Raw genomic sequence first — 25,091 nt, 5'->3', positions numbered from 1 at the left:
TCTTTATCCCGTATTATTGTTTGGCGAACTTTTTGAGCGAAACCTGCCGACTAAAACAACTTTTTTATTATTTTAATAGCATTTTGTCCACAGGCCGGCGATCAAAGTGGGGTAGCCTCTGTAAATACCGTTATTTTGATGTGAATGGAAGCTGGTTGAGCGGACAATTTAAGTAATTTCACGCAAAAAAAACCTATATCCGTTACTCTCCTTCGCTTCTAAGAAGGGGGAAAGCAAAAACGTTTTCCCCCCTCTCGAAAGCCTGGGGAGGGGGTAGGGGGGAGAGGTTCTTGCTCCTCCGTAAAGCCTGGCCGATTACGGTTTTGGCTACACTATATTATTGGGAATTGTTTGGAGCAAAAAGCCAGGGCTGCCGGTCGGCCAAACAAAGCAATATTAGAGAATGCTTCTAGGCATAAACTTTTTGATAATAAGCCAGATACTCCTCAGACAGCAGCGGTTTCCACCAGTCAGGGTTAGCCAAATACCACTCAACCGTCTGGCGCAAACCTTGCTCAACTGTTACCGAAGGACTCCAACCCAACTCAGTTTTAATTTTGGTAGCATCAATGGCATAACGGCGGTCATGTCCGGGCCGGTCTTTAACAAAGGTAATCAATTTTTCGCAGGGACGCACCGGCAACTCTGGGGCCAACTCATCCATTAATTGACACAACATCCGTACTAAATCAATATTTTTGACTTCATTATTGCCGCCAATATTATACGTTTCCCCCGGTTGACCGGCATGAATTACCACATCCAAAGCACTGCAATGATCGCGTACATAAAGCCAATCGCGGATATTTTGCCCATCACCATAAACCGGCAAAGGTTTCCCCAAAAGCATATTAATACACATCAGGGGAATTAATTTTTCTGGAAAGTGGTAGGGGCCGTAATTATTCGAGCAATTTGTGATAATTGTGGGGACTTTGTAGGTGTGAAAATAAGCTCTGGCGAGGTGATCGCTACCGGCTTTTGAGGCTGAATAGGGACTATTAGGGGTGTAGGGTGTTGTTTCGCTGAAGGCTGGATCATCGGGGCCAAGACTACCATAAACTTCATCGGTAGAAACGTGCAGAAATCGGTAATTTTCGGGACGTTCATTATCTTGCCAATGGTGGCGAAAAGCTTCGAGTAAGGTAAAAGTTCCAACCACATTGGTTTGCACAAAAGCCGCCGGCCCTAAAATTGAGCGGTCTACATGAGATTCGGCGGCAAAGTGTGCGACAGTATCGATGGATTCTTCTTTGAGCAGGGTATCTACGAGGCTGCGATCACAAATATCGCCTTTGACAAAGCGAAAATTTTCTTTGGTTTCGAGGTTGCCTAAAGTTTGGCGGTTGCCTGCGTAGGTGAGGGCGTCGAGGACTATAATGCGGTCATCGGGGTATTTTGTGTACCAATGGTAAACAAAATTTGAGCCGATAAATCCTGCACCGCCGGTGATTAGGATGCGGTGGGGTTGCCGGTTTTCGTTTGGGTTAGAGTTAGCAGTCATCTTGATTTTAGATTTTAGATTTTAGATTTGGGATTTTAGATTTGAGGTTGCTGTTAGGATAGCAGACCTTTTCAAAAATAGCGTTAAAACCGGCCCGGATGAGAATTTTTTGCAAAATTAATCTTTTTTAAGCTAATTCAGCCTTATGATCAAGGCATCTACCTGTGGTATGAGGTAAATGTTGTGCAGCAGCAAGATATGATGGCTCTCGCAAGGCAGGGCGATCCTGATGTGATTGGGTTTTTGATTAATCAGGCTTTGCGAAATCAAGGTATTACCGCAAGTGTGGTTTGCGAAGATGGTTGTTTGCATATTTTGCTAGAAGCATCAAGTGTTCCCCCGCAACAAGCTTGTGTTGAGTTTATTGCGAATGGTTTACAAAGGTTGCAACTTAGTTCGGCTCTAAGGGTGAGGGTTTATGGTGGTATTGCCGGTGTAAAACCGTCTTGGAGTCAGGTTTTTGATGTTGGCAGAGTTCCTTTGAAAAAGCCGATTAAAGTTGCTAGGAAAAAGATTAAAAAGCAACGTAATTTACAGTTAATTTTAATAAGACCTCTCTTGATATTTGCTTTTTCAAGCTTGGGTTTTGGGATGGTATGGGCGTTTTCAAACCAGGGGCAAGCAGAGAGTTTAGCAAATATTTGGAGCGAGGTTTCAGGAAGTTTAAATTCGTTTTCGTTTACTTTTCCAACCGCCGAATTTTCCGTGAAAAATCAGCCGAAACAACCGCAGCCACAAGTCAAGGCTGAAGAGAAAAAATATCAAAATAGAGAAGTTGAAGCGGCTGCTATCCCGTTTATTTCTACTCAACTTATCCAAAGCGGGCCGCCGGCTTCTATTGAGGATAAACAAACGCCAAAAACATCTACAAATGTAGAAAAAAATATTGTCAAGACTTTGCCAAGAACCACCATTAATATTAAAGCGGTGGGAGATATAATTCCGGGGAGTAATTATCCTTACAATAAACTGCCGGCTTCCAAGGAAAGTTTATTTAAAGCTGTGAAACCTTATTTACAAGGCAGTGATATTTTGTTTGGAAATTTTGAAAGCACGATGACAAATTATCCTTATTCTGCCAAAGATGTCAGCCGGGGAATGACCTTTGCCTTTCGTTCGCCGCCTAGTTATAACACAATTTTTAAAGATGCCGGTTTTGATGTTTTAAGTGTCGCCAATAATCACTCGTTTGATTTTTTTGAGCAGGGGTTTAAGGATACGATTGAAAATTTAGAAAAAGTGGGAATTAAGACGGTTGGCAGAAAAAATCAAATTTTATACAAAAATGTCAAGGGGGTAACGGTTGCATTTATTGGCTTTAGTACCTACGATGCTCATAACACAATTTTGGATTTATCCGCTGCGAAAAAGTTGGTAAATGAAGCCAAACAAAAAGCGAGTGTGGTGGTGATTTCAGTTCATGCGGGGGCTGAAGGAACCGATGCCATAAATGTACGAAATCGAGAGGAATTTTTTTATGGCGAAAATCGCGGCAATATGGTGTTGTTTTCGCGGACAATGATTGATGCTGGGGCTGATTTGATCTTAGGACATGGGCCGCACGTTCCTAGGGCGGTGGAGGTTTATAAAGGTAAGTTAATTGCTTATTCTTTGGGGAATTTTTTGGGGTATCAAACTTTGTCTACGGTGGCGGAATTGGGGTACTCGCTGATTTTGGAAGTGGCGGTAAATGAAGAGGGAGATTTTGTGGAGGGTAAGATTTTGCCGGTGCATTTGGATGGGCAAGGAGTGCCTTATTTTGACCAAAAATTTCGCAGTGTGGGATTAATTCGGAGTTTGATGGCGAGTGATTTTCCCAATACTCCTTTGACAATCGATAATAAGGGAAAAATTACCAAAAAGTGAGGGTTTATAGCTGATTTATAAAAGAAAGCCGGTTTTTAGAAGCCCCTGCGGTAGCTCATCCAAATGATAACTGCTATAATCGTTGATAAAATTACCAAAAAACCCCTATGTCTCTCACAATTAAAAACGTCGAAAACCTACAAAAGCAACTACAAAACGACCGCAACGATTACCAAATAGAACTGCAACAAGGAGAAATTAAAATAATGGGGCCATCAGATATTGTATCCAGCTTTGTAGGTGCTCAGTTCAGCCGGCTTCTAGGAAACTGGGTCTTCCCCCGGCGCCTGGGATTTATTTTTGATTCCAGCGGTGGTTTTATCTTGCCAAATACCGATTTAACAGCACCGGATGTTTCTTTTGTATCCCGCAGCAGAATGCCTCGCACGGTGCGTTATTTTGGGCAAATTGTCCCCGATCTTGTGGTAGAAATTAAATCGCAAAGTGACAGAATTAGCAAACTCCGCAAAAAAATTAGGATGTATTTACAACAAGGCGCAACTGTAGGAGTTTTAATAGACCCGGATGAGTTAACTGTCAGCGTTTATCGCCTCAACGAAAAACCAGTTATTTACCGCAATGATGAGATTTTGAATATTCCTGAATTATTCCCTGGATGGGAAATTGCAATTACAGAATTGTGGCCGCCGGTGTTTGATGAATCGGAGGAAATTGAGCCAGAGAACGTTTAAAAAGAGAAGGCTGTAGGAGATGATATATAAAAATATTGTGGTTTTGAAAGCCATTGAAAACAATAACCACTCATTAAAAAGATCGCTAAATAAATCAAACTTTACCCTATCCCCTCATTAAGACGACTCGCCGCGATAGCCATCTGGTAAAATGGTTGTTTCATCCACAAAAGCATCAGAAATATTTACGCCTCGACAGCGGAAAAAATTACAGCCTTTTAACTGAGCGCCACTTAACTTTGCCTCCTCCAAATTCCCCAGAGTTACATTTGCGCCGGTGAGATTTGCTTGGCTTAAATTTGCCTTATATAAATTCGCCCCTTGCAAATTTGCTCCTGACAAATTGGCTCCCTGCAAATTAGCATAGCGGAGATTGGCCCGCGAGAAATTGGCGCCTTGCAAATTGGCATTTGATAAATCAGCCTGGTAAAATTTGCCATCGCTGCATTGAGCATCATAAATTTGAGCATTTTGTAAATTAGCCCTGCTGAGATTGGCGTAAGGCAAATAAATTTGGCTTAAATTGCTACCCCTGAGATCGATTTCGCGTAAATCTGCCTCAAACAGATCGGCACCGGCTAGGTCAACCCCCGTAAAATCCCGAACGCCCTCCGCATAACGATCTTTTAACGCCTGAGCGGTTAACCGTTGCATAGTCATGGTTCCTTTTTTCCAGATGCCCACCGTTTGGAGACGGTGACTTTGGTAATTAGTGCGTATTTATACTCATTGCTTATTGTTAAGGAACTGTTTCCAAAATTTGCCTTTTTTAATATTTTTTTAGGTTTTTTGCCCCTCATACTCCGCTTTAGCGCGCTTCAAACCAGCGCATCTTCGCCAGCATTCATCACACATCAGGCAGTAGCAATGTCAAGATCAAAAACAAACCTCTATTGTAAGAAAAAAACCCATGCCAGAACTCAAGCTCTCTATCGCCGAGCACTACCACGAGCGCACGAAGTATGACCCCGAAACTTTGGCCTCCAAAAACCACCAACTCGACTGGGATAAACAACCAATTCCTTTTAAAGAATACAAAATTGGCACGGCAATTGATCTCAAACCCTACCTGAAAGCCAGCCCGAATAAGCCTGAGAGTCAATGGTGGCAACGCTTATCCCGTCTGCTGTTTTGCAGCTATGGGCTGACGGCGAGAGTCCCGACAATGGATAAGCCGCTTTATTTAAGAGCCGCTCCTTCTGCTGGAGGGCTTTACCCGGCGGAAATTTACCTGATTTCTCGCGGCACCGGCTTTTTAAGAGCCGGCCTCTACAACTACCAACCCCAAACCCATAGCCTAATGCGATTTTGGGATGATTCGGTATGGCCGGCTCTCCAGCAAGCTTGTTTCCAGCATCCATCTCTGGAAAAAACCGACATCGCCTTGGCTACCACTGCCATTTTTTACCGTTCAGCTTGGCGCTATCTTGACCGTGCCTACCGGCGGATCTTCCTCGACACCGGCCATTTGCTGGGAAATATCGAACTAGCGGGCAGTCTCACCGGCTTTCGGCCTTACCTGACTGGCGGTTTCCATGATCAACAAGTCAACAATTTGCTTTACCTTGATTCTCAACAAGAAGGTACTCTCACAGTTATTGCTCTGGCTGACTTAGATGATCCTAACCAAAACTTGATGCCGGTTAAAACTGCTCTTGCTTCGGGAACCCAAACCGAATATCCAAAGATACCCGATGGTAATTTGTTGGCTTATTTGCACACAGCAACGGAAATCAAAACGGATATCAGCGTACCCCAAAATTGGGAACTTAACCCAAATGAAACTTCCGATCAAGATAAATACAATTTCCCTTTTTGCACGAAAATTTCCTCTGTTACTCCTTCCATTACTTGGGGTAAAGATTTAGAAGGGCTGGAAAATACGATTTTGCGCCGGCGTTCTACTCGCAGCTATTCGGGAGGCGATATCACGATTGAAGAACTCAAAGCTTTGCTTGATTTTACATACCAACCTCACCATTATATTGACCAAGGACTCGACGGTAAACCCGATTACTTTGATTTGAATTTAATCGAGACGTTTATTGTTGTTTCTGGGGTGCGTGGTTTGGAAGAAGGCTGTTATTACTATGCACCAAAAGCCCAAGAGTTTCGCCAAATTCGCTTTAAAAATTTCCGCCGCGAATTGCATTATTTGTGTTTGGGGCAAGAACTCGGACGCGATGCCGGTGCTGTGGTGTTTCACACGGCGGATCTGAAAAAGGCTGTGGCTAAATATGGCGACCGGGTTTATCGCTATTTGCATTTGGATGCCGGACATTTAGGACAGCGGTTGAATTTGGGGGCGATTCATTTGGGTTTGGGAGTGAGTGGAATTGGAGGCTTTTTTGATGACCAAGTGAATGATGTTTTGGGAATTCCTGCGGATGAAGCTGTGATTTATATTACAACTTTGGGCCGGCCTCGTTGATGGGAAGTTAAAATCGCAACAAACTGAAAATATTTGAATATTCGTCTGTCCAGAGGGGTGCATTTTTTGTTTTGGGGAGGGTTTGCCACCGGCTATCTGCGGTTAATTTGCCAAAGTCTTCGCGGTTTTGAGCAAATATCACCCAGTGTGAGGCGGATTTTCCCATTTCTTTTTCTGCCGGTGACATTTCTTTCTGTAATTGTCGTAAGGCGGCAAAATTTAAGTTTTCTGCTAAGGCTGCTAACACCGGCTCGACATTCAAATATCGGTTAGAAATGTTGACGGCTATTATACCATTTTTTGCTAGTTTTGTCGAGTATAATTCTAGGGCTTCTTTGGTGATTAAATGAACGGGTATTGAATCGGAGCTAAAGGCATCCATGACAATTAAATCATAAGAGTTTTTGCCGACTTCGGCTATTTTCAGGCGGGCATCTCCTAAAATTATTTGATAGGGGGATTTGGCGTTTTTTAAGAAGGTGAAATAACGGGGGTCGCTGGCAATTTTTTTGACACTGGGATCTATTTCATAAAATGTCCAATTTTGTCCTGGTTGGCTGTAGGCTGCGAGAGTGCCTATTCCTAAGCCTAAAACTGCTATGTTTTTTAATTTTTGTTGGCTGTTGAGATATTGAAATAATTGTCCGATGGGGCCGGTGGGATGAAAATAGGTTAAGGGTTCTTGCTGGCGTTTAGGATCTAGGCTTTGTCTGCCGTGTAAGGTTGTTCCGTGTAGTAAACTGTGATAGTTTCCTCGTTTATCGTAGACGACTCTGTTAACGCCAAAAAAGCTCCGTTCGCTATATAAAAGCCCTCCTAAGTTACCGATGGAAAATTGCGCTAACATTAAGATTAATAAAGCCCCGGCTACAAAGCGCCATTTGCTCAAGGTAAAAATATAATAAATGGCTGCTAGTAAAGCAACTCCGCAGGCAAAAACAAGAGCATTTTTGAAAAAGTTATCAAGGGTAAATCCTCCGAGTAATGCACCCAATAATAGCCCTAAACTGAGGGGCAATATTTTGGATTTGGGATTATTTTTTGGAAAGAGGGGTGTTTGCAAGAGTAGCAAACTTAAAAGCATTATTAAAGGATATTCGGAGATTGTGGGAAAGATGGCCGGTGCGAGAAGGGCGTTAAATATGCCTCCCAAAACGCCGCCAAAGGCAACCCAAAGGTAAAATTTGGTGAGGTATTGAACGGGGGGGCGAAGTTGGGCAAGTTTGGCATGAAATAAGCCGGTAGCGATAAAAAAGCCGGTTAAGTGTAAGGGTAATAATAAGCCGATGGGTTGTAATATTTTTAGCAATGATAAAATAATTAGGGGAGAGAAAAATAGCGGTAAACTTTTAGAAAATATCGGAATAGGCAACAAGTTAGTCGGTGCAAAGGCTAAGATAAATGTCAGTAAATATAAGGCTAAAGGCACAGCCCATAAAAGCGGAATTGCTGCTAAATCAACGGTTAAATAGGTTGTTATTCCTAGCAGCAAGCTGGAAGGAATAAAAGCGAGGAATAACCACTGCAATTGTTGTTTGAGTGTGGGGGGATCTAAGCTTTCTCCAGCCTCGGTTTGTAGGGGCAATTCGCCTGGGGTTGCGTCGGCGGGAGGGTACACAGGCATCTCGCCTTTGGTTGGTTTGAATTTTTTTTTAGCCAAAAAACCGGCACAACATAATGTTAAAAATATCAATAATCCATAGCCGGCAGACCACGCCCAACTTTGCTGAGAAAGCGAGAAATTGGGTTCAATAAAAATGGGATAGAAAAGCAACCCTAACATACTGCCGAGGTTACTGGCGCTGTAGAGAAAATAAGGATCATTTTGGGAAGAATTGGGCGTAGAAGCAAACCATTTCTGCATTAAAGGAGCAGTGGTAGAAATCACAAAAAAAGGCAAACCTACGGAGACGAGAAGTAAAGCAAGTAACCAAAAAATAGGATTAGCATTTTGGGGAGGAAGCCAATATTTTGTGAGAGTAAGGGGTAAAAAAGCCACAGGTAAAAATAGCAAAAAGCTGTGAAAAATAGCCTGTCGGCGGAGTCCCCAGCGTTGCGTCGTCAGGTGAGAATAACCATAGCCTAACAATAAAACTGCTTGAAAAAATAATTGACAAGTATTCCAGACAGAAGGAGAACCACCTAAGAGGGGTAAAATCATTTTAGCGACCATCAACTGCACCCAAAACAGTAAGAAAGCGCTGATAAAGAGTGTGGCAGAAAAAATAATCAACATCATAAAAGATTTTTTACCATTCAGAAGACGGGAAAGAATTATTGGTGGGATAATTGTCTTTTAGGCAATTTTGGCAGCGTTCGAGATAAATTTGGGAAACACGATCTTGAGGGTTTAGCTGACAGCATTCTTGAAATTTTTGGCCAGCCTCTCGAAAAGACTGCATATAATAAAGCAAAATTGCTTCTTCAAAAAGTGGTTTAGTGGCTAACTTGCGCTGTTTAATGTCCGGTGGATCGGCATCGAAAACTTCAAAGACTGATACTTTTTCTGATTTGCCTTTGACTTTTACACTATCAATTAAGCGAATACAATATTGGGTGCTATCTTCTAAACGAGAAAAAGTATGATGAGAAATTAATAGAGAAACTCCATAGTTTTTTGTTAAGCCTTCCATGCGAGAAGCTAAATTGACTGCATCGGAAATAACGGTGCTATTCATGCGACTTTCTCCCCCGACAGTGCCTAACATTAATGATCCCGTATTGATGCCTATTCCTATCTGAATACAGGGACGCTTTGGTGTGCCTCTTGTTGCGTTATATTCTGCAAGTTTTTGCAACATAGAAATTCCGGCTTTTATGGCATCATCAGCGCCCCCACTAAACAGGGCCATAATCGCATCGCCAATATATTTATCAATAAACCCATTATTTTCAGCAATGGCCGGTTCCATCCGAGATAAATAAGCATTAATAAACTTAAAATTATCTTCGGGATTCATAGTTTCGCTGAGGGTAGTGAAATCTCGAATATCGGCAAACAAAATCGCCATATCTAGCTGAACATTATCGCCTAATTTGACATCTAAAATGCTCTCATATCCCAAAAAGTAAAGAAATTCGTGGGGTACAAAGCGTCCGTAGGCATCGGTGATATTAAACTCCGCATCGAGGGCTTTTTGTAAATTGCAATTGGCTTTAAAAAGTTCATCGAGCATTTCTGCTAGATCACGTTGGGCTTTTTTGCGTTCTGTAATGTCTTGAAACGCCGACAGGGCATAAGCAACTTTGCCATCAGCATCATAAATAGGTGTTCCCCAAGCTTCCAGCGGTATGACTTGATCCCCGATGTGAATTTCGAGGTCATCAACAGAAGAAACTTCGCCTTTAAGGGCTCTCAGGATTGGCTGCCGTTCGTTGGGGTAAAGTTCATTAGTACCGGCAACATAACAGCCATAAACTTCGGCAATTCTGCTTTTTGTAGCATCGGCCTTGACACCTTGACCGAGCAATTTTTTTCCTAGTTTATTCATAAAATAAGGATGACCTGCCGCATCCAGCACCGCCACTCCCACCGGCATTGCTTCCAAAAATTGCGCCAACTGCGCCTCCTGAGATCGTTGCAATTCTTGAGTATGGTAAGCAAAAACGAGAACGGCTGAACCTGCGAAAGCCAGGAGGGGAGAAACCACCGGCACCCACCAAGTCGCCAGAAAAAATACATAACTACCCCCCATTAAAGACGCACTCAACCCGGCTAAAAAAGCGCCACGAACTGCCCATTTAATAAAAAAATTCTTGTTAAGATTTTTGGCTTCACAGATAAGCCAGCCCCCACCGGCCCCCACAAACGACCACAGCATCAGCCACAACCACTCAAACTTTTCATCCCAAACTTTAATTAAAGGCCGGCCATCCATTGCCGCGCTGATAATTTGGCTGGCAATATTCGCGTGAATAACAACCCCAGGCGTGCGAATGGGTGCCTTGGCAACACTGTTACTGTAGGGCGTAAAAAAAACATCATTAAGGCTAATGCCGGTGGCGCCAATCAACACTAAACGGTCTTTAAGTTGGGCCGGTGAAACTTTGTCTTCTAAAACATCTTTTAGGGAAACCGTATAAAAATTTTCTCGCGGCCCGCGATAATTCAATAAAATTTGATAGCCACCGGCATCCCCACCCACATAAGCACCATCATTGCGGGCAAAAGGAACAAACACCGCTTTTCCTAACCCTAAATGCTGCTTTGCTGGGTTAATCATTCGCAAGGCGATGCCTTCTTTTTCTAAATACATCAGCCCCAATTGTGTGCCTAAACTTAATTTAGTTTTGCCTTTATCTACCCTCACAGAAAGCAAAGCACGCCGCACTTTGCCATCGGCATCCAGAACAAGATCCGCCATTGAAACCCGCTCAAACTCGGCCAAAACCGGCGGTGGTTCTACCGGCTTACCAACCACTTTTTCAACACCAATCAAATTGGGAGTTGTTCTAAAAATTTCCTGTAATTTCTCATGGCCTGGTGGCACCGCTAAATCTCGAAAAATATCCAGACCAATTGCTCTGGGTTCCATCTTACGAATTTTTTCCAACAACTCAGCCAGCACCTCATCAGTTGCCGGCCACTGTTTCACATACTGGATATCAGATTCGTCAATTGTGACGATCACAATACGCTCGTCTGGGGCTTCCAACGGGCGCATCAGAAAAAACCGATCCAAAACAGCCCACTCCAAAAGTTGAAACACGCCTAAATAAGTCGCCCCAATTACCCCCACTCCCACTGCCGGCCCAATTATCAAAACGCCCCAACCTTTGCGATAGCTGAGGTTACTGCTTCTTTTGAGCTTGGCGAGGCGCTTAGCGAATTGCTTTTTTACCTTTTGCCACATCAACACTTTTAGGTAAATTCCCTGTTCAATTTTTCTTTTGCCAGTTTTCCCAAATTTTTCCGCAGACCTCCTATGTCTTCCGTGCATTTTAACAGCCAGCTTGATAAATTGGATTTGTCTTTGCCAAGCCGAATTTATCTGTCATTCCTTAATTGTGTTTTTTTGCTGCCAAACTTTGCTGCTTAAACCTTAATTAATCCCCCTTTAGGGGGAGCTTAAAACAACACTAATAATACTGTTCGTTCCACAGCAAAAAAGATTTTTACAATAAAGGTTTGCTGGCAATAGTTGCATCTACCCCTTCACTGGTAAGTAGCTTATCCCAAGCATTTGTCAAGGTTGGATCAGAAGGTTCTAAGCGTTTTTGTTCGGCAAGGCTTACCATCATATCAAACCAAATGCCTGCTTTTCCATAAACTGCTGCCTGTTCTATCAGGGTTTTGGCATTTTGTAGTTGATTGTTCAATTCCGGTGATGCTGAAATGCGTTTAATTTCTCCTTTCACCCCCGGACTATCGGGCTGGAGTCCTTGAGGGCCGGTAATAATAAACGCCCACTGATAACTTTCTCCTACTTTCAAAGCCTGGGCATCATCGGGTAGTTTAAAACTAATAATTCCGCCGGTTTGGGTGAGAGGAAATTTAGTTTGATATTGGTAATTGCCCTCAGAGTTAGTTAAAGAGAAAAACACTTGTTTGCCAGAACTTTCGGGGATATAAACAAAAAATGTCGGACGTTCTGCCAAAGTTAAACCGCTTTGAGTTGCCGGCATTAAAGCTGTCACACAAGTTGCCGGCATTTGTCTGGAAACGCACCCTATACCGCGTGATGCTCCTCCTGCTGTATCCGCAGGTTTGCCTTCCCCAGGGGGTTCAAACGTAATGCTGTTGACGGGGAGGGGCATTTGAACATTGGTTGTCGAGCTTGACTGTGCCTGGGTTTTTGAGAGCGGAACCATCGCAAGTCCCAAAGACAGGCTCAAAGATAACATAAAAGCGACCGGAGAACGTTTCATGGTGTTTTTCTCTAAAAACTTATTTGGGCAAGCGTCCTGATACTATTTTAGATTTGATATTGGGGATTTTAGATTTTAAAGGCAAGAATTTTACCTTGTCACAACAGCCGCGAATTCAAAGCCAATTTCCCACCAAAATAAAAGCAGCCCAATAAAACGGATGGCTAAAGCGGTCTTGTTTCAAAAGTGATAGCTGTGCATGGCGTAGCGCCGAAGCTTTCGACACACCTGTTAAGGTTAGTTGCTCGTAAAACTCACTCATCAACTTTGCCGTTGATAAATCTTGCACAGACCAAAGCGTTCCCATTGTACTGCGAGCCCCTGAACGCATTGCAACCCCTGCTAAACCTAATGCAGCCCGTCGGTCGCCGGCAGCCGTTTGACAAGCACTCAAAACCAGTAATTCTATTGGATTTTCTTCGCGGCTTCTTGAGCGCAATAAATTTTCAAATTCTCTGACTTTAATTTTTTCATCCCAAGTCAAAATAAAGGTTTCTTCGGGATTAGAACTAAACTGCCCATGAGTTGCAAAATGAACCACAGAATAACCAGAAGAAAGCAGCCTTTCTTGTAATCGTTTCTCCGTAAACTCCTGATTAAGAAAAACCGTTGCCGGTACTTCAGAAGAAATATTCTCCACTTCTAATTTTACTGCCGGTAAGGCCCCAAATCCTTGACGCGCCTCGGTCAAACCCCCCGTCAAAGTTTTTAAATTAGATTTATCCAAAATTTGCGGCGGCAAAAGTTGTAACCCTGGAGTAATCGCTAGACTATATTTTTCTATCAAATACTTTTGGCCATCATAAAGCGCGGCCATTGGTACATTTCGCAACACCCCATCGGGTACAAAAACCAAAGTTTGTATATCGCTGGCGGCTAATTCTTCTTCTGCCGGTTCTACCAACCAGTGATAAACTTTTTGTGCTAGTTCTAACCGCTTTGCTGTCGGAAACAGAATATTAAAAGACTGATAATAATCATCTACAACTTTCTCAACTTCCGGTTTTGCCAAGTCGGTAGAATAATATTGCAGAGGTCTAGCCGGCAAAGAGAAAATCACCGTTAATTTTTCGGCTAAAATAATCGGATAAATCACCGCTGCTTTTGGATCTATCTTCTCAACTTGCTGCGGTTTCACATCCAAACACGCCTCGCGGAAAAAATTATCCAATTCTGCCAATTGTAAAGCTTCGATCACCAGGCGTGCTTGCTTGAGATTTTCTTGGCTGACTTGTTGATCGGGCACCGCCGCAGGATCTAACAACAAACTCACCAATTCCCGATAAACCGGCTCCACACTTTCTTGAAAAGAAAACTGCACATCCTGATTAATTGCCACCAAATTTCGCCGCAAAGTTTGCAAAGTTTCCACTGCTTCTTTGTAAGCATTAGTCGCCGCTGCAATTTCCCCTTGTTCTTTCAATATTTTGCCAAGATTCGCTTGAGATCGAGCGAGAATATCTTCGGCGCTAATGGCTTCCGCCAGAGCAATTGCTTGCAGAGTTAAACTTCGCGCTTCCTTTAATTGCTGAGTATTTTCATACAAAGAACCTAGCTGAAAAAGAGCATAAGATTCTGCCCGCCGGTCTTGTTTACTTTTTGCCTGCTGAACAGCATTTGCCAAAATTTTCGCCACTTCGGGTAAATTTTTTTCCGCATCGGGAATTTTTATCAAACTTTGGGCAAAATTCACCATCGCATAAACCGCCGACCGGCGCACCGGCAAAGAGCCAATTTCCGGTTTAATTTCTTCAACTAAAATTTTCGCTTCTCCCCACTTTTCCAACTCCACCAACAAACTTAATTCATTAACTTTAGCTTCAATTTTTAACAAATTATCCCTTGCTATTTCCGCTGTTTTATGGTAATAATCCAAAGCCCTTGAATAATCCTTTAAACCCCGCGCCGTATTGCCCAAACTCAATAACACCGCACCTTGCTCATTGCCAGCATTTAATCGCAACAAAACCGCCAAACTTTCCTCTAAAACTTCTTGGGATTTCTGCAAATCTCCAACTTTTTGTAAAGCCACACCCAAACTTTGTACACTGCTTGCCTTTAACAAAGAATCTGGCTGCAATTTCTGAGCTTCATAAACATTTTCTAAAAGATTCTTTGCTTGCCGGTAAAACCCCAAACTTTGCAAAGCTTGAGCTTGATTTACCTGGCTTCCCAAAACCCCAACCTTATCATCTAAAGAAGCATAAACTTTTTCAGCCAACTGCCAAGAATTCAAAGCCGCTTCTGCTTCTCCTCTAGCAAGCTGTACACTGCCTTGGCTCATTAAAATTTTGGCATAAACTTGGCTTTTTTCCTGACTTTCTTCTAAATTTAAAATCACCTTTAAACCTTGCTCAATCGCCCCAAAAGCCGGCCCCAAATTCCCCAAAGCCTCATAACCATTAGCCACATAACTCAACGCCAAAACCTGCTTAACAAAATTCCCCTCTTTCTCATAAACCTCCTCACCTTGCTGCCAAACTTTCACCGCATCAAAAAACCGGCCTTCCTGATAAAAAACCCTCCCCGCTTCCAAAAAATCCCCTGGCTTATTTTCTCCAAAGACCGGCCCCCCAATCACCAAGAAAAGCCCCAAAACAACCAAAAATAGATACTTAAATACTCCCTTTATCCCCTTCAAAATCCCTACCTCTTAATTAAAAAACCAACATCCCCAACCCTAAACCCGACAACGCGGCCATTTATACCAGAAACCCTCTTTTTGAAACCCCGCATTACTAACAATCAATTCTACCTGACCCCGTGAATTGAGACGCCAACTATTTGCCTCAAAAACACCACCCCTAACCGGCTCTTTTTCTACCACATCCCCCACTGTTTCTGTTGTTTCCAAAGGACGCATATCCTGCCAAATCATTTGACTCGTTAAAGGTTGAGAAGGATCATCCGGCAACCCCCCTCTGCCGGTGACAACAAATCGGTTGCCCTGAGACGCCGCACAACCTTGTACAATTTGATTGCTTAAATCGCTCAATTGTGAAGGCAATGTCCCCAAACCCGCAGCCGGGTTAGCATTAGGCGTATTAATTTGCACATTTCCACTCAGTTCGGGACTGCCTCCACTGGCGGTAATATCACTTTTTGGCGTCGGAAATAGCCGGTACTCTGTGCCAAAAATTCCTTGCACATTAATCGTAACTTGTCCGCCTCTTGCTTCTTGGGAATTGGCGCTAATATCGCTATTTTCTAAAGCCGTTAAAGTCTCAGCCGACAAGGAAATATTTCCCCCAGTTGACTCACCAGAAGCATTAGTGGTAATTGCACTGCCATTTCGCAATTGTAAGGCTCCTATATTCAGGGTAATATTCCCTTGTTTGCCTTGCACTGTTGCAGCACTTAATGTGCCTTTGTCTTGAAACAAACTGCGGGCAATAATATTAAGGTTGCCGGCTTCTCCCCCTTGTTGAGAACTCACAGAAATTTGCGCTCGATCTGTTATTCTTAAACTTCCCGCTGTCACAGAGAGAGTGCCGGCATTGCCGCTGCCAAAAGAACTAGCAAATAACCCACTTGGCAATAACTGCCCAGACTGATCTTTAAAAAAATCGCGGCTCAAGTTTTCTGCCGTTGGAGTTGCGCCGCTTAATTCAATATTAGAAGCGTTAATTATTAAATTTCCCCCAGTGCCTTTATCAAAGGTTCCTGTGGCAATTTGCGCGCCATCTCTGACAATTAAAGTTTTAGCCTCTATGTTTAATTCTCCGCCGTTTCCCGTGCTAAATGTATCTGCCGATAAAATACTTGGGCTGCCATTAAATGCTGTGCCATAAATTTCTAGGTTCTCTGCTTTTATGCGGACTTGACCGGCAGGATTTGAACCGGCAGTATCTACCCCCACTTTTGCACCCTCAGCAATTTTTAAGGATGAAGTTTCGATGGTTAATTGACCGCCTTTGCCGGTTGATCCCAATTCCGCAGAAGCAGCTAAAACGCTGCTAAATCTACCGTTAGATGACACGCCTCTAACTTCAACTTCTTGGGCTTTTACTGTTAAGTCACCGGCATTTCCTCTGTCGCGGGTAAAGGTTAAAATTTGCGCTCCGTTGCTGACAACTAAACGGCCTGTTTCAATGGTTAAATTTCCCGCGTTGCCGGTGGAACCCCCATAAGCCGCTGTTTCCATGACGGTGGCGGCACTTAATTCTACGTTTCTGGCTCGCACTGTTAAAGCACCGGCATTTCCTTGGCCAAACGTATCTGCTCCAACAATCGCCCCATTTCCTAATAATAAATTCGGTGTTTCAATGCTTAAAGAACCCCCCCCGCCAGTTGCGCCCGGATCAACCGAGGCAAAAATACTACTCGAAAAATTATCAGGACTTCCAATAATTTCCACTGCTTCTGTGGTTTTTACGCTTAATGTTCCGCCGTTGGCTGTTCCTAGGGTATCGGCTAAAATTGTCGAGCCTTCTAAAATTTCTAATCGCCGAGCTTGCATTTGAATATCTCCACCCCCATTGCCACTTGTGGAAGCTGAGGCAGCTTGACTTAAGCGAATATTTTGAAAGTTTTGGACGTTTTCATAGCCAAAGGCAAAACCTTCTGGAATTGGCGTCAATGTCACCAAATTATTGCTAACGCTTCCGAGTTCTATTATGCCTCCTTCGGCTGTAATATTTCCGCCAATTAACTCAATATCTCCCCCCAATAAACCTAATGTTTTTCCTGGTAAAACTTGCAAGCCTGCCGGCCTAGAAGTTCTCACGGTTGCTAAGGTATTTGAGTCAAAACTTAATTGATGTCCTTCTCCCAAAACTTGAATTTTTCCGGGGTTTTCTCCCATTTGTAAACCCACCGGCACATTGATAGTTAAAAGCGGCGGCGCGTTGGGGTTTTTGGCACTAAAAAAACTGCCATCTGATAAAGCAATACTATCGGCTGTGCTGGCAAAAAACGAACCGCCAATATTTAATTTAGCGTTGGGGCCAAAAATAATCCCGTTCGGATTAATTAAAAATAAATTGGCCTTGCCATTGGCTGCAATCAAGCCATCAATGTTAGAAATGTTGGTGCCGGTGATGCGGGTTAGGATATTTTGAATCGTTAGGGAATTATTAAAAATGGCACGATCCCCAGTTCCCAGAGAAAATTCTCGAAAACTGTGAAAAAGATTACTACCGACTGAAGATCCGCCTTCTATCAAAAAAGTGTTGCCGGTGGGGGTAACAATACTATTAACCGGCAAAGTTGCATCGGGGACAATTTGTGCCGGTGCCGGTTTATGCCAAGCAAATAAAATTCCTAGAGAGAGAGCTAATTTTAAAGAGTTTTTCATGCTTGATAATTTGTAGTTTATAGAAATGGATACAGCCTCGATCTCTCCCCTGATGTATTGAATTCCATATCATAAACACAAGGCTTTGTCAAGAATTATTGAGACCATTTTTATCTGTTCCCACAGTTTCTAAAATACAGAAAGAAAGACAATCCGAGTAGGACACATTGAGGGATAGCAGTGATAGGTAAAGTGCTGGATGGGCGTTACCGGATAGTTGAAATCTTAGGCTCTGGGGCGTTTGGGCAAACGTATTTAGCTGAAGACCTACGCCGTCCGGGCGAGCCTCATTGTGTGGTCAAGCAACTTTGCCCCACAAATAACGCCTCTGTTTCTTTGGAAGCAGCCAGCCGGCTGTTTAAACGCGAAGCCGAAACTCTCGAAAAATTAGGCCGCCATGACAAAATTCCCCAACTTTTGGCATTTTTTGCCGAAAATAACAAATTTTATTTGGTCAAAGAATATACTGCCGGCCATCCTTTAACCCAAGAAATTATTCCGGGTCAACCGTTGCCAGAATCAGAGGTTGTCAAGTTATTAACCGAGGTTCTGGATATTTTGGTGTTTGTCCACGCCAACCGTGTCATCCACCGGGATATCAAACCGGCAAATTTAATTCGTCGGGCTTCGGATAATAAATTAGTTTTAATTGATTTTGGCTCAGTTAAAGAAATTACTTCGCAAATCAGCAACAGCGCTGCACCTTGGACCATAGCCGCCGGCACCCCTGCCTATATGCCGGTGGAGCAATTTCAAGGAAACCCACAGTATAGCAGCGATTTATATTCTCTGGGGATGGTGGCAATACAAGCACTCACCGGCCTGCCAGCCGGAGAATTACCCAAACTGCAAGATCCCCACAACGGTAAAATCCTCTGGAGACAGCGAACCGTAGTCAGCACCCAACTGGCAGACATCCTCGACAAAATGATTCATCACAACTATGGGGGACGCTATCAATCGGCGGCGCGAGTTTTGGCAGAATTAAGCCAACTACCTCATGCTAAACCCCAGGGCGAGGCGTACTCGATGCGGACTCAATACGAACTCCCCAGCCTCTTGAAACAGCGCCGGCCTTATATTTTGGCTGGTTTGGCGGCGGTTTTAGTGGGGGTAGGGCTTGTGTGGTTGTGGGTTAAGCCGGATCTAAGCAAATCACAAGACTTTTATAAACGCGGTGCAGATCGGTCTCAAGAGGGCGATTATCGAGGCGCTATTGCAGATTATACGCAAGCTCTACGTTTTAATTCTAAGGATGCAGAACTATATTACAAACGTGCCAATGCTCACTATGATTTGGGAGAACTTGAACAAGCCATTGCAGATTACACGCAAGCAATCAAGCAAAACCCAAATTATGCAGATGCGTACTATAACCGCGCCGAAGCAAAATCGCAGCAAAGCGACTGGCGGGGTGTGATTGAGGATCTCGATCAAGTTATTAAGCTGACTCCCAATGATCCGCAGGCCCACTATAAGCGAGCAACGGCTTATTCTCAACTGCAAGATTATCCAACTGCGATCCGAGATTACACTGAGGCGATCCGATTGGCTCCCAATGATGGTAAAGCTTATTTGGGAAGGGGTTTAGCTCGTTCCGCAGCCGGGGATAAACAGGGAGCCATTGCCGATTATACGCAAAGCATTCAGCGACAGCCAGAGGATGCAGATGCTTATTATAGTCGGGGTAGGGCGCGTTATTTTTTGGCAGATTATCAGGGGGCAAGCTCAGATTATAGTAAGGCGATTGAGTTAAATCCCAAGCATTATCAAGCTTATAGTAGCCGGTGTGGGGCTTATTTGAATTTGGCAGACCGGCGAAGAGCGGTAGCAGATTGTACGCGGGCTATCGAGTTAAATAGAGATGATGCGGTAGGCTATGAAAATCGCTGTGTGGCTTATTTGAATTTGGGGGAGCATCGCAAAGCGATTGAGGATTGCACACAGGCGATCCGGTTAAATGCTAATAATGCTAAAGCTTTTAGCAATCGCGGTTTAGCTCGGTCGCTTTTTAGAGACCGTCTTGGGGCAATTGAAGATTATACGCAGGCAATTCGCATTAATCCCAGTGATGCGGTGGCTTACGGAAATCGAGCGGCTGTGCATTATAACGGCCAAGATTATACGAGTGCTATTGCAGATTATTCGCAAGGAATTCGCCTGAATCCTGAGTTTGCGGTGGCTTATGCTGAGCGGGGGATGGCCCGTGCCAAATTGGGTGATAAGGCCGGTGCGCTGGAAGATTTGCAAAAGGCGGCTAGTTTGTATCTTGAACAAGGCCGGCCTGATGCTTACAGAGATGTGCAACAGCAAATCAGTAAACTTAAATCATCCTGAAAAATCGCGCCTGGCTGCGGCGTTTGTCTGCAAGTTGGGCGCTAGAAACTTTCCCTTCTCTCGCAGGGTTAGGGGGTTGGGGAGGAGAGGTTAAAACGCTTAATTTAAAATCTAAAATCTGAAATACTGACGGGGTGTTCAATGATTGGTCAACTGTTAGATCGGCGTTACCGTGTTATTAAGGTTCTCGGATCTAGTGCATTTGGACAGACTTATCTGGCCGCAGACACACACCGGCCCGGTTATCCTGAGTGTGTGGCTAAACAACTGCGACCCCCCAGCAATACGCCGCGCACCTACCAAATCATTCAATTATTATTTAAAAAAAAGGCAGAGACTTTAGAAAAATTGGGCCGGCATGACCGCATCCCTCAACTGCTGGCTTTTTTTGAAGAAAACCGCGAATTTTATTTAGTTGAGGAATTTATTAATGGTCAGGCTTTGAGCGGTGAATTAGAGGCCGGTGTACCTTTAACAGAAGAAAAAGTGGTGGGTGCAGTGCGAGAAGTTTTAGAAATTCTCGAATTTGTTCACTCTTCTGGAACTATTCACGGCAATATTCAGCCCAATAATATTATTCGCCGCGCTTCTGATAAAAAATTAGTTTTAATTAATTTCGGTTCAATTAAAGAAATTACGTCTCAACTTCCCTCCAGTAAACAAAAACGGATGTCTTATTCTGATGTAATTAGTCAGCCTTATAAACCCTTGGAACAATTGCAAAATAATTTGGTTTCTAACAGTGATATTTATGCTTTGGGGATGATTGCTGTCCAAGGGCTGACCGGCCTATCAACAGAAGATTTAGCGAAACTGCAAGAATCAGCCAATAATGGCGGTGAATTCCTCTGGCGGCATCGCGCTCAAGTGAGTGAACAATTGGCCGATATTGTTGACAAAATGATCTTTTATGATTGCGAAGAACGTTATCAAACGGCGGATGAAGTGTTAGCGGCTCTCAATGTTATTTACAATCAACCTAACACTACTAGCCTGTTTAATTATGGCAATTACACCCAATTTACTTACAGCGGATTTGGAGGAGAACAAACAACTTTAAAAAGTCCTGATAAGGTTAAAAAATCCTTTGCCAAAAAACCGGTTATTTTTGGTTTAGCTGCCTTGTTGGTAGGAGCAGTAATTTGGGCTTTGCTGGGCGGCGACGCGCAAAAAGCCACAGTTTTAAAAACTCAAGGCAGTGAAAAACAAATCCGGGGAGATCATCAAGGGGCAGTGGAAGATTTAAGCCGTGCCCTTCAGCTAAATCCTAACGATGCTGAAGCATATTATAAACGGGGTAATGTTAATTATGATCAGGGAAATTTTGAGGCGGCTATTGAAGACTATACAAAGGCGGTTCGCCTGGATAGAAATCTGAATGATGTTTATTATAACAGAGGTTTAGCTTATTTTGAACTCAAAGATTACCCAGCCGCTATTGAAGATTATAATCAAATAATTCGGCTTAATTCTAATGATGGGGATGCTTATTATAAGCGGGGGAGAGCTTATTTTGAGCTTAAAGATTATCGCAAGGCTATCGAAGATTATACCGAAGCAATCCGCAGGAATTCAAACAATGAAATTTCCTATATTAACCGGGGTTTAGCATATTCGGCGGCGGGAGATAAACAAGGAGCTATTGCAGATTATACGCAGGCAATACGGCTGAATCCCCAGAGTGCGGATGCTTATTATAGCCGGGGGAGAGCGAGGTTTTTTTTGGCAGATTATCAAGGGGCAATGTCCGATTATAGCGAGGCGATTAAAATTAAGCCTGACTACGGAGAAGCTTATAGTAATCGTTGCGGCGCTTATGTGAATTTAAGTGAATATCAAAAAGCGACAGAGGATTGCACGAAAGCTTTAGAACTAAATCAAAAGGATATGGTGGCTTATGAAAATCGCTGTATTGCTTATTACAATTTACAGCAATATCAAAAAGCCATAGAAGATTGCACGCAGTCAATTTCTCTTAATCCGAATAATTCTAAAGTTTATAGTAACAGGGGGTTAGCAAAGGCGGCGGGGGGAGATAAAGCCGGTGCGATTGATGATTTTTCGCAGGCAATTCGGGTGAATCCTAGTGATGCGATTGCTTATAGTAACCGAGCAGGCGTTTATGCCGGTTTGGATAATTTTCGTAATGCAATTGAGGATTATACCCAGGCAATTCGGCTCAAGCCCGATTATAATACTGCCTATTATGCTAGAGGTTTGCTTCGCGCAGGGATGGGCGACAAACAGGGTGCAAAAGACGATTTTCAAAAAGCCTCGAAGTTATGTTTAGATCAGGGAAACACAGGGTGCTATAACGATGCTCAATACCAAATTAAAACGCTGCCGTAGAACCTTTGTTTTTCTCTCTACAATTTACCAGAAAAATCAAAAAGCTATACTTTAAAACTTCATTATTGTTATCCCTGTGATTGGAAAAATTTTAGACCGGCGCTATCAAATTCTCGAATTTTTGGGGGAAGGATCGTTTGCAAAAACTTATTTAGCAATCGATACACGGCGCCCAGGAAATCCTCAATGTGTGATTAAGCATTTGCGTCCAACTCGTAATAGTGCCAAGTCTTTACAAGCTGCGCGCCGTCGGTTCCAGAGAGAGGTACAAATTTTAGAAAAGTTGGGACGAAAACATGACCAAATCCCGACTCTTTTGGCGTATTTTGAAGCGAAACAAGATTTTTTTATTGTTGAAGATTTTATTCCGGGCCCCTGTTTGGTGAGGGAATTGGTAGCGGGGAAACCTTGGGCTGAAAAAGCCACGCTTAATTTATTGCGAGAATTGTTAGAAATTTTGGTTTTTGTTCACAGTCACGGTGTGATTCATCGGGATGTTACGCCTAAAAATATTATCCGCCGATTGCCAGATCGCAAGTTAGTTTTAATTGATTTTGGGGCGGTGAAAGAAATTGCTAAGGATGGCTTAGAAATGCAAATTCCCCGCACAATTGCCACCGGCACTCCTGCGTATATGCCTCTGGAACAATTTCAAGGTAATCCACAATTAAATAGCGATGTTTATGCAGTGGGGATGATCGGGATTCAATCCCTCACTGGTGTTACCGCAAAAGAGTTGCCAAAACTTAAAAATCCTTCCGAAAAAAACCCGGAATTATCTCTGTGGCAAGAACAAGTAAAAATTAGCCACCAATTTGCAATATTTTTGCAAAAAATGGTTGACGATGACTGTTATCTTCGCTACCATTCGGCGGCGGAAGCCCTGACAGATTTATACAAAATGTGTGATGATGCTGAGGGTTTTCAACTACCGACAACGATTATAGATATGCCCCAAACGCCACCGCAACCAATACAGTTTTCGGCGACGCGAGAATGGTTTTCTTTTGGGCCGGTGGATACTCTTTTACGTTGGGTTTGTTTAGGCGGAATTGGGGCGATAATTTTAGGAGGATTGGGCTTACTTTTTCACAATCAAACTCAAATGAAAGCCGAAGAATATTATCGGCGCGGGATAGAAAGGGCTAAACGAGGCGAAGTAGAAAAAGCCCAGGAAGATTACAGCCGAGCCATAAGTTTAGAACCCGATGATGCCGGGGCTTATAATAGTCGTGGGGCTGTGCGTTTCCAACTTGGAGATTATCAGGGTGCGGCGGAAGACTACTCTCAAGTGATTCGCCTGAATAGTGATGATGCTGAGGCTTATAATAACCGCTGTTTAGCCCAATTACATTTATCAAAATTAGAAGATGCTTTGTCTGATTGCAGTCGGGCAATTTCACTTCTACCCACCCATGCAAATGCTTATAAAAATCGCTGTTTAGTTTATTTACATTTGGGGGCATACCAGCGGGGAATTGAAGATTGCACCCGTGCTATATCTCTTAACCCCAAGGATGCTGAATCTCATAATAATCGGGGCTTAGTACGGTCGGCAATGGGCGAAAATAAGACGGCGATTGAAGACTTTACTCAAGCTTTGCAATTGGGTTTAAAGGAGGAAACATCCCCCGCATCTGTTTTGAGTTTAAACAATGCTGTTACTCATACAAATCGCTGTATTGCTTATTTGAATTTAGGTAATTTTACGGCTGCTATTGATGAGTGTAGCCAAGCTATTACCATTAATCAAAATCACGGGCCGGCCTATCAACAACGCTGTTTAGCTGAGTATCAAAAAGCTGCCTATCAAAAAGCTTTGAACGATTGTAACCGCGCTATTAGTCTTAATAAAAATGACAGCATTGCCTACATTAATCGCGGTTTAGTGCGAACAGCAACCGGCGATAAACGGGGGGCAATTACTGATTTTACGAGAGCAATTAACCTCAATCGAAACGATGCTGACGCTTGGACAAACCGCGCCAGAATTTATGTCGAACTCAGCGACTACCAAAAAGCCATCGCTGACTATTCCCAAGCCCTTCAGTTAATGCCTACAGCGGGCGATCTTTATTACGAACGAGGCCGAGTTTTTGCCCTCATCAATGAACATACTTCAGCTATTGAAGACTTACAAAAAGCTGCCAAAAGTTGTATCGATAAAGGCAATACACAATGCTATAACAAGAGCTTAAATTTAATTAAAAAATTGCAAATTTAATTCAAATTTATAAGCCAACTTCCTGCAATAAAGTATCCAAATTATGTTTGGCTGCGGTGTAATTGGGATTAATCATCAAAGCCCGGTCATAAGATGTCATTGCTTCTGCATATTTACCAAGCTGCATCAGCACAAAACCGCGATTATTCCAGGCTTTATCATAGTTTGAATCTATGGCAAGGCAGCGGTCATAAGCTGCTAGAGATTTTTGATAATTTCCCAATTTGCGATAAATATACCCTAAATTATTCCAAGCTTTTGCATATTTGGGATTAATTGCTAAAGATCGGTGATAGGCTGCAACGGCTTCGTCATAGCGTCCAAGCTGCATCAGGAGAAACCCTCTGTTATTCCAAGCTTTGGCGTGGTTAGGGTTGAGGTTGATCGCACGCTCATAGACATCAAGAACTTTTTCGTAACTTTCGGGCTGTTCCAACACAGTTTGCAACATGATACTCCCTGGGGTGTAAATAATGCTGTTTGGGCTGATGAAATCATAAAACTTTTTGCAGGGGTTGGGCGTT

14 protein-coding genes are annotated in these 25,091 nt (G+C 43.2%); 6 read left to right on the top strand and 8 right to left on the bottom strand.

The features are described 5' to 3' along the window. Positions 1-409: 409 nt before the first annotated feature. Positions 410-1,504 carry a dTDP-glucose 4,6-dehydratase gene (gene rfbB, locus NG798_RS11095; protein ID WP_261222583.1) on the bottom strand — a complete coding sequence of 365 codons (1,095 nt, stop codon included), beginning with the start codon at positions 1,502-1,504 and terminating at the stop codon, positions 410-412. A gap of 183 nt (positions 1,505-1,687) precedes the next feature. Here rfbB and NG798_RS11090 point away from each other — a divergent pair, with 183 nt between their 5' ends. Together NG798_RS11090 and NG798_RS11085 are read left to right on the top strand one after the other, a co-directional pair. Further along, positions 1,688-3,370, top strand: coding sequence for a CapA family protein (locus tag NG798_RS11090; RefSeq protein WP_261222582.1), 1,683 nt, complete (start codon positions 1,688-1,690; stop codon positions 3,368-3,370). A 107-nt stretch (positions 3,371-3,477) separates the two neighbouring features. After that, positions 3,478-4,062 (top strand): Uma2 family endonuclease, encoded by a 585-nt coding sequence (locus tag NG798_RS11085; RefSeq protein WP_261222581.1) that lies wholly within the window; start codon positions 3,478-3,480, stop codon positions 4,060-4,062. Between the two features lie 117 nt (positions 4,063-4,179). On the opposite strand, the gene NG798_RS11080 is transcribed toward NG798_RS11085, so the two are convergent. Further along, positions 4,180-4,722, bottom strand: coding sequence for a pentapeptide repeat-containing protein (locus NG798_RS11080; RefSeq protein ID WP_317619580.1), 543 nt, complete (start codon positions 4,720-4,722; stop codon positions 4,180-4,182). Between the two features lie 250 nt (positions 4,723-4,972). On the opposite strand from NG798_RS11080, the gene NG798_RS11075 reads away from it, so the two are divergent. Then, positions 4,973-6,493, top strand: a complete 1,521-nt coding sequence (locus NG798_RS11075; protein WP_261222580.1) for a SagB/ThcOx family dehydrogenase — start codon at positions 4,973-4,975, stop codon at positions 6,491-6,493. A gap of 7 nt (positions 6,494-6,500) precedes the next feature. Here the strand turns inward: NG798_RS11075 and NG798_RS11070 are convergent, their stop codons facing one another. The 5 genes from NG798_RS11070 to NG798_RS11050 form a co-directional block, all read right to left on the bottom strand. Then, positions 6,501-8,732 carry a fused MFS/spermidine synthase gene (locus tag NG798_RS11070; protein WP_261222579.1) on the bottom strand — a complete coding sequence of 744 codons (2,232 nt, stop codon included), beginning with the start codon at positions 8,730-8,732 and terminating at the stop codon, positions 6,501-6,503. Positions 8,733-8,742: 10 nt separating this feature from the next. Beyond that, complete coding sequence (locus tag NG798_RS11065; protein WP_261222578.1) at positions 8,743-11,346, bottom strand: CHASE2 domain-containing protein; 2,604 nt, start codon at positions 11,344-11,346, stop codon at positions 8,743-8,745. A 262-nt stretch (positions 11,347-11,608) separates the two neighbouring features. After that, the gene (locus NG798_RS11060; RefSeq protein ID WP_261222576.1) at positions 11,609-12,361 is read right to left on the bottom strand and encodes a DUF928 domain-containing protein; all 753 of its coding nucleotides are present in this window, start codon (positions 12,359-12,361) and stop codon (positions 11,609-11,611) included. Between the two features lie 115 nt (positions 12,362-12,476). Then, the gene (locus NG798_RS11055) at positions 12,477-15,002 is read right to left on the bottom strand and encodes a CHAT domain-containing protein (RefSeq protein ID WP_261222575.1); all 2,526 of its coding nucleotides are present in this window, start codon (positions 15,000-15,002) and stop codon (positions 12,477-12,479) included. A gap of 39 nt (positions 15,003-15,041) precedes the next feature. After that, complete coding sequence (locus NG798_RS11050) at positions 15,042-17,657, bottom strand: filamentous hemagglutinin N-terminal domain-containing protein (RefSeq protein ID WP_261222574.1); 2,616 nt, start codon at positions 17,655-17,657, stop codon at positions 15,042-15,044. 180 nt (positions 17,658-17,837) lie between these two features. Here NG798_RS11050 and NG798_RS11045 point away from each other — a divergent pair, with 180 nt between their 5' ends. The 3 genes from NG798_RS11045 (at position 17,838) to NG798_RS28000 (ending at position 24,567) form a co-directional block, all read left to right on the top strand. After that, complete coding sequence (locus NG798_RS11045) at positions 17,838-19,994, top strand: tetratricopeptide repeat protein (protein ID WP_261222573.1); 2,157 nt, start codon at positions 17,838-17,840, stop codon at positions 19,992-19,994. 141 nt (positions 19,995-20,135) lie between these two features. Then, positions 20,136-22,343 carry a serine/threonine-protein kinase gene (locus tag NG798_RS11040; RefSeq protein WP_261222571.1) on the top strand — a complete coding sequence of 736 codons (2,208 nt, stop codon included), beginning with the start codon at positions 20,136-20,138 and terminating at the stop codon, positions 22,341-22,343. Between the two features lie 76 nt (positions 22,344-22,419). Then, positions 22,420-24,567, top strand: coding sequence for a tetratricopeptide repeat protein (locus tag NG798_RS28000; RefSeq protein WP_261222570.1), 2,148 nt, complete (start codon positions 22,420-22,422; stop codon positions 24,565-24,567). Between the two features lie 7 nt (positions 24,568-24,574). Here the strand turns inward: NG798_RS28000 and NG798_RS11030 are convergent, their stop codons facing one another. After that, the gene (locus tag NG798_RS11030) at positions 24,575-25,018 is read right to left on the bottom strand and encodes a tetratricopeptide repeat protein (RefSeq protein ID WP_261222569.1); all 444 of its coding nucleotides are present in this window, start codon (positions 25,016-25,018) and stop codon (positions 24,575-24,577) included. Between the last annotated feature and the right edge of the window lie 73 nt (positions 25,019-25,091).

The sequence above is a fragment of the Ancylothrix sp. D3o genome (assembly GCF_025370775.1).
Classification (GTDB): Bacteria; Cyanobacteriota; Cyanobacteriia; order Cyanobacteriales; family Oscillatoriaceae; genus Ancylothrix.
The sequence above is the reverse complement of the archived record's forward strand: the minus strand, read 5'-3'. Positions and strand labels throughout refer to the sequence as shown.

What these genes read in the sequence shown, in the direction of transcription:
- NG798_RS11050 (WP_261222574.1), bottom strand. Translation starts at nt 17,657, where the DNA reads ATGAAAAACTCTTTAAAATTAGCTCTCTCTCTAGGAATTTTATTTGCT.
- NG798_RS11080 (WP_317619580.1), bottom strand. Translation starts at nt 4,722, where the DNA reads ATGACTATGCAACGGTTAACCGCTCAGGCGTTAAAAGATCGTTATGCG.
- NG798_RS11040 (WP_261222571.1), top strand. Translation starts at nt 20,136, where the DNA reads ATGATTGGTCAACTGTTAGATCGGCGTTACCGTGTTATTAAGGTTCTC.
- rfbB (WP_261222583.1), bottom strand. Translation starts at nt 1,504, where the DNA reads ATGACTGCTAACTCTAACCCAAACGAAAACCGGCAACCCCACCGCATC.
- NG798_RS11075 (WP_261222580.1), top strand. Translation starts at nt 4,973, where the DNA reads ATGCCAGAACTCAAGCTCTCTATCGCCGAGCACTACCACGAGCGCACG.
- NG798_RS11030 (WP_261222569.1), bottom strand. Translation starts at nt 25,018, where the DNA reads ATGTTGCAAACTGTGTTGGAACAGCCCGAAAGTTACGAAAAAGTTCTT.
- NG798_RS11085 (WP_261222581.1), top strand. Translation starts at nt 3,478, where the DNA reads ATGTCTCTCACAATTAAAAACGTCGAAAACCTACAAAAGCAACTACAA.
- NG798_RS11060 (WP_261222576.1), bottom strand. Translation starts at nt 12,361, where the DNA reads ATGAAACGTTCTCCGGTCGCTTTTATGTTATCTTTGAGCCTGTCTTTG.
- NG798_RS11065 (WP_261222578.1), bottom strand. Translation starts at nt 11,346, where the DNA reads ATGTGGCAAAAGGTAAAAAAGCAATTCGCTAAGCGCCTCGCCAAGCTC.
- NG798_RS11070 (WP_261222579.1), bottom strand. Translation starts at nt 8,732, where the DNA reads ATGATGTTGATTATTTTTTCTGCCACACTCTTTATCAGCGCTTTCTTA.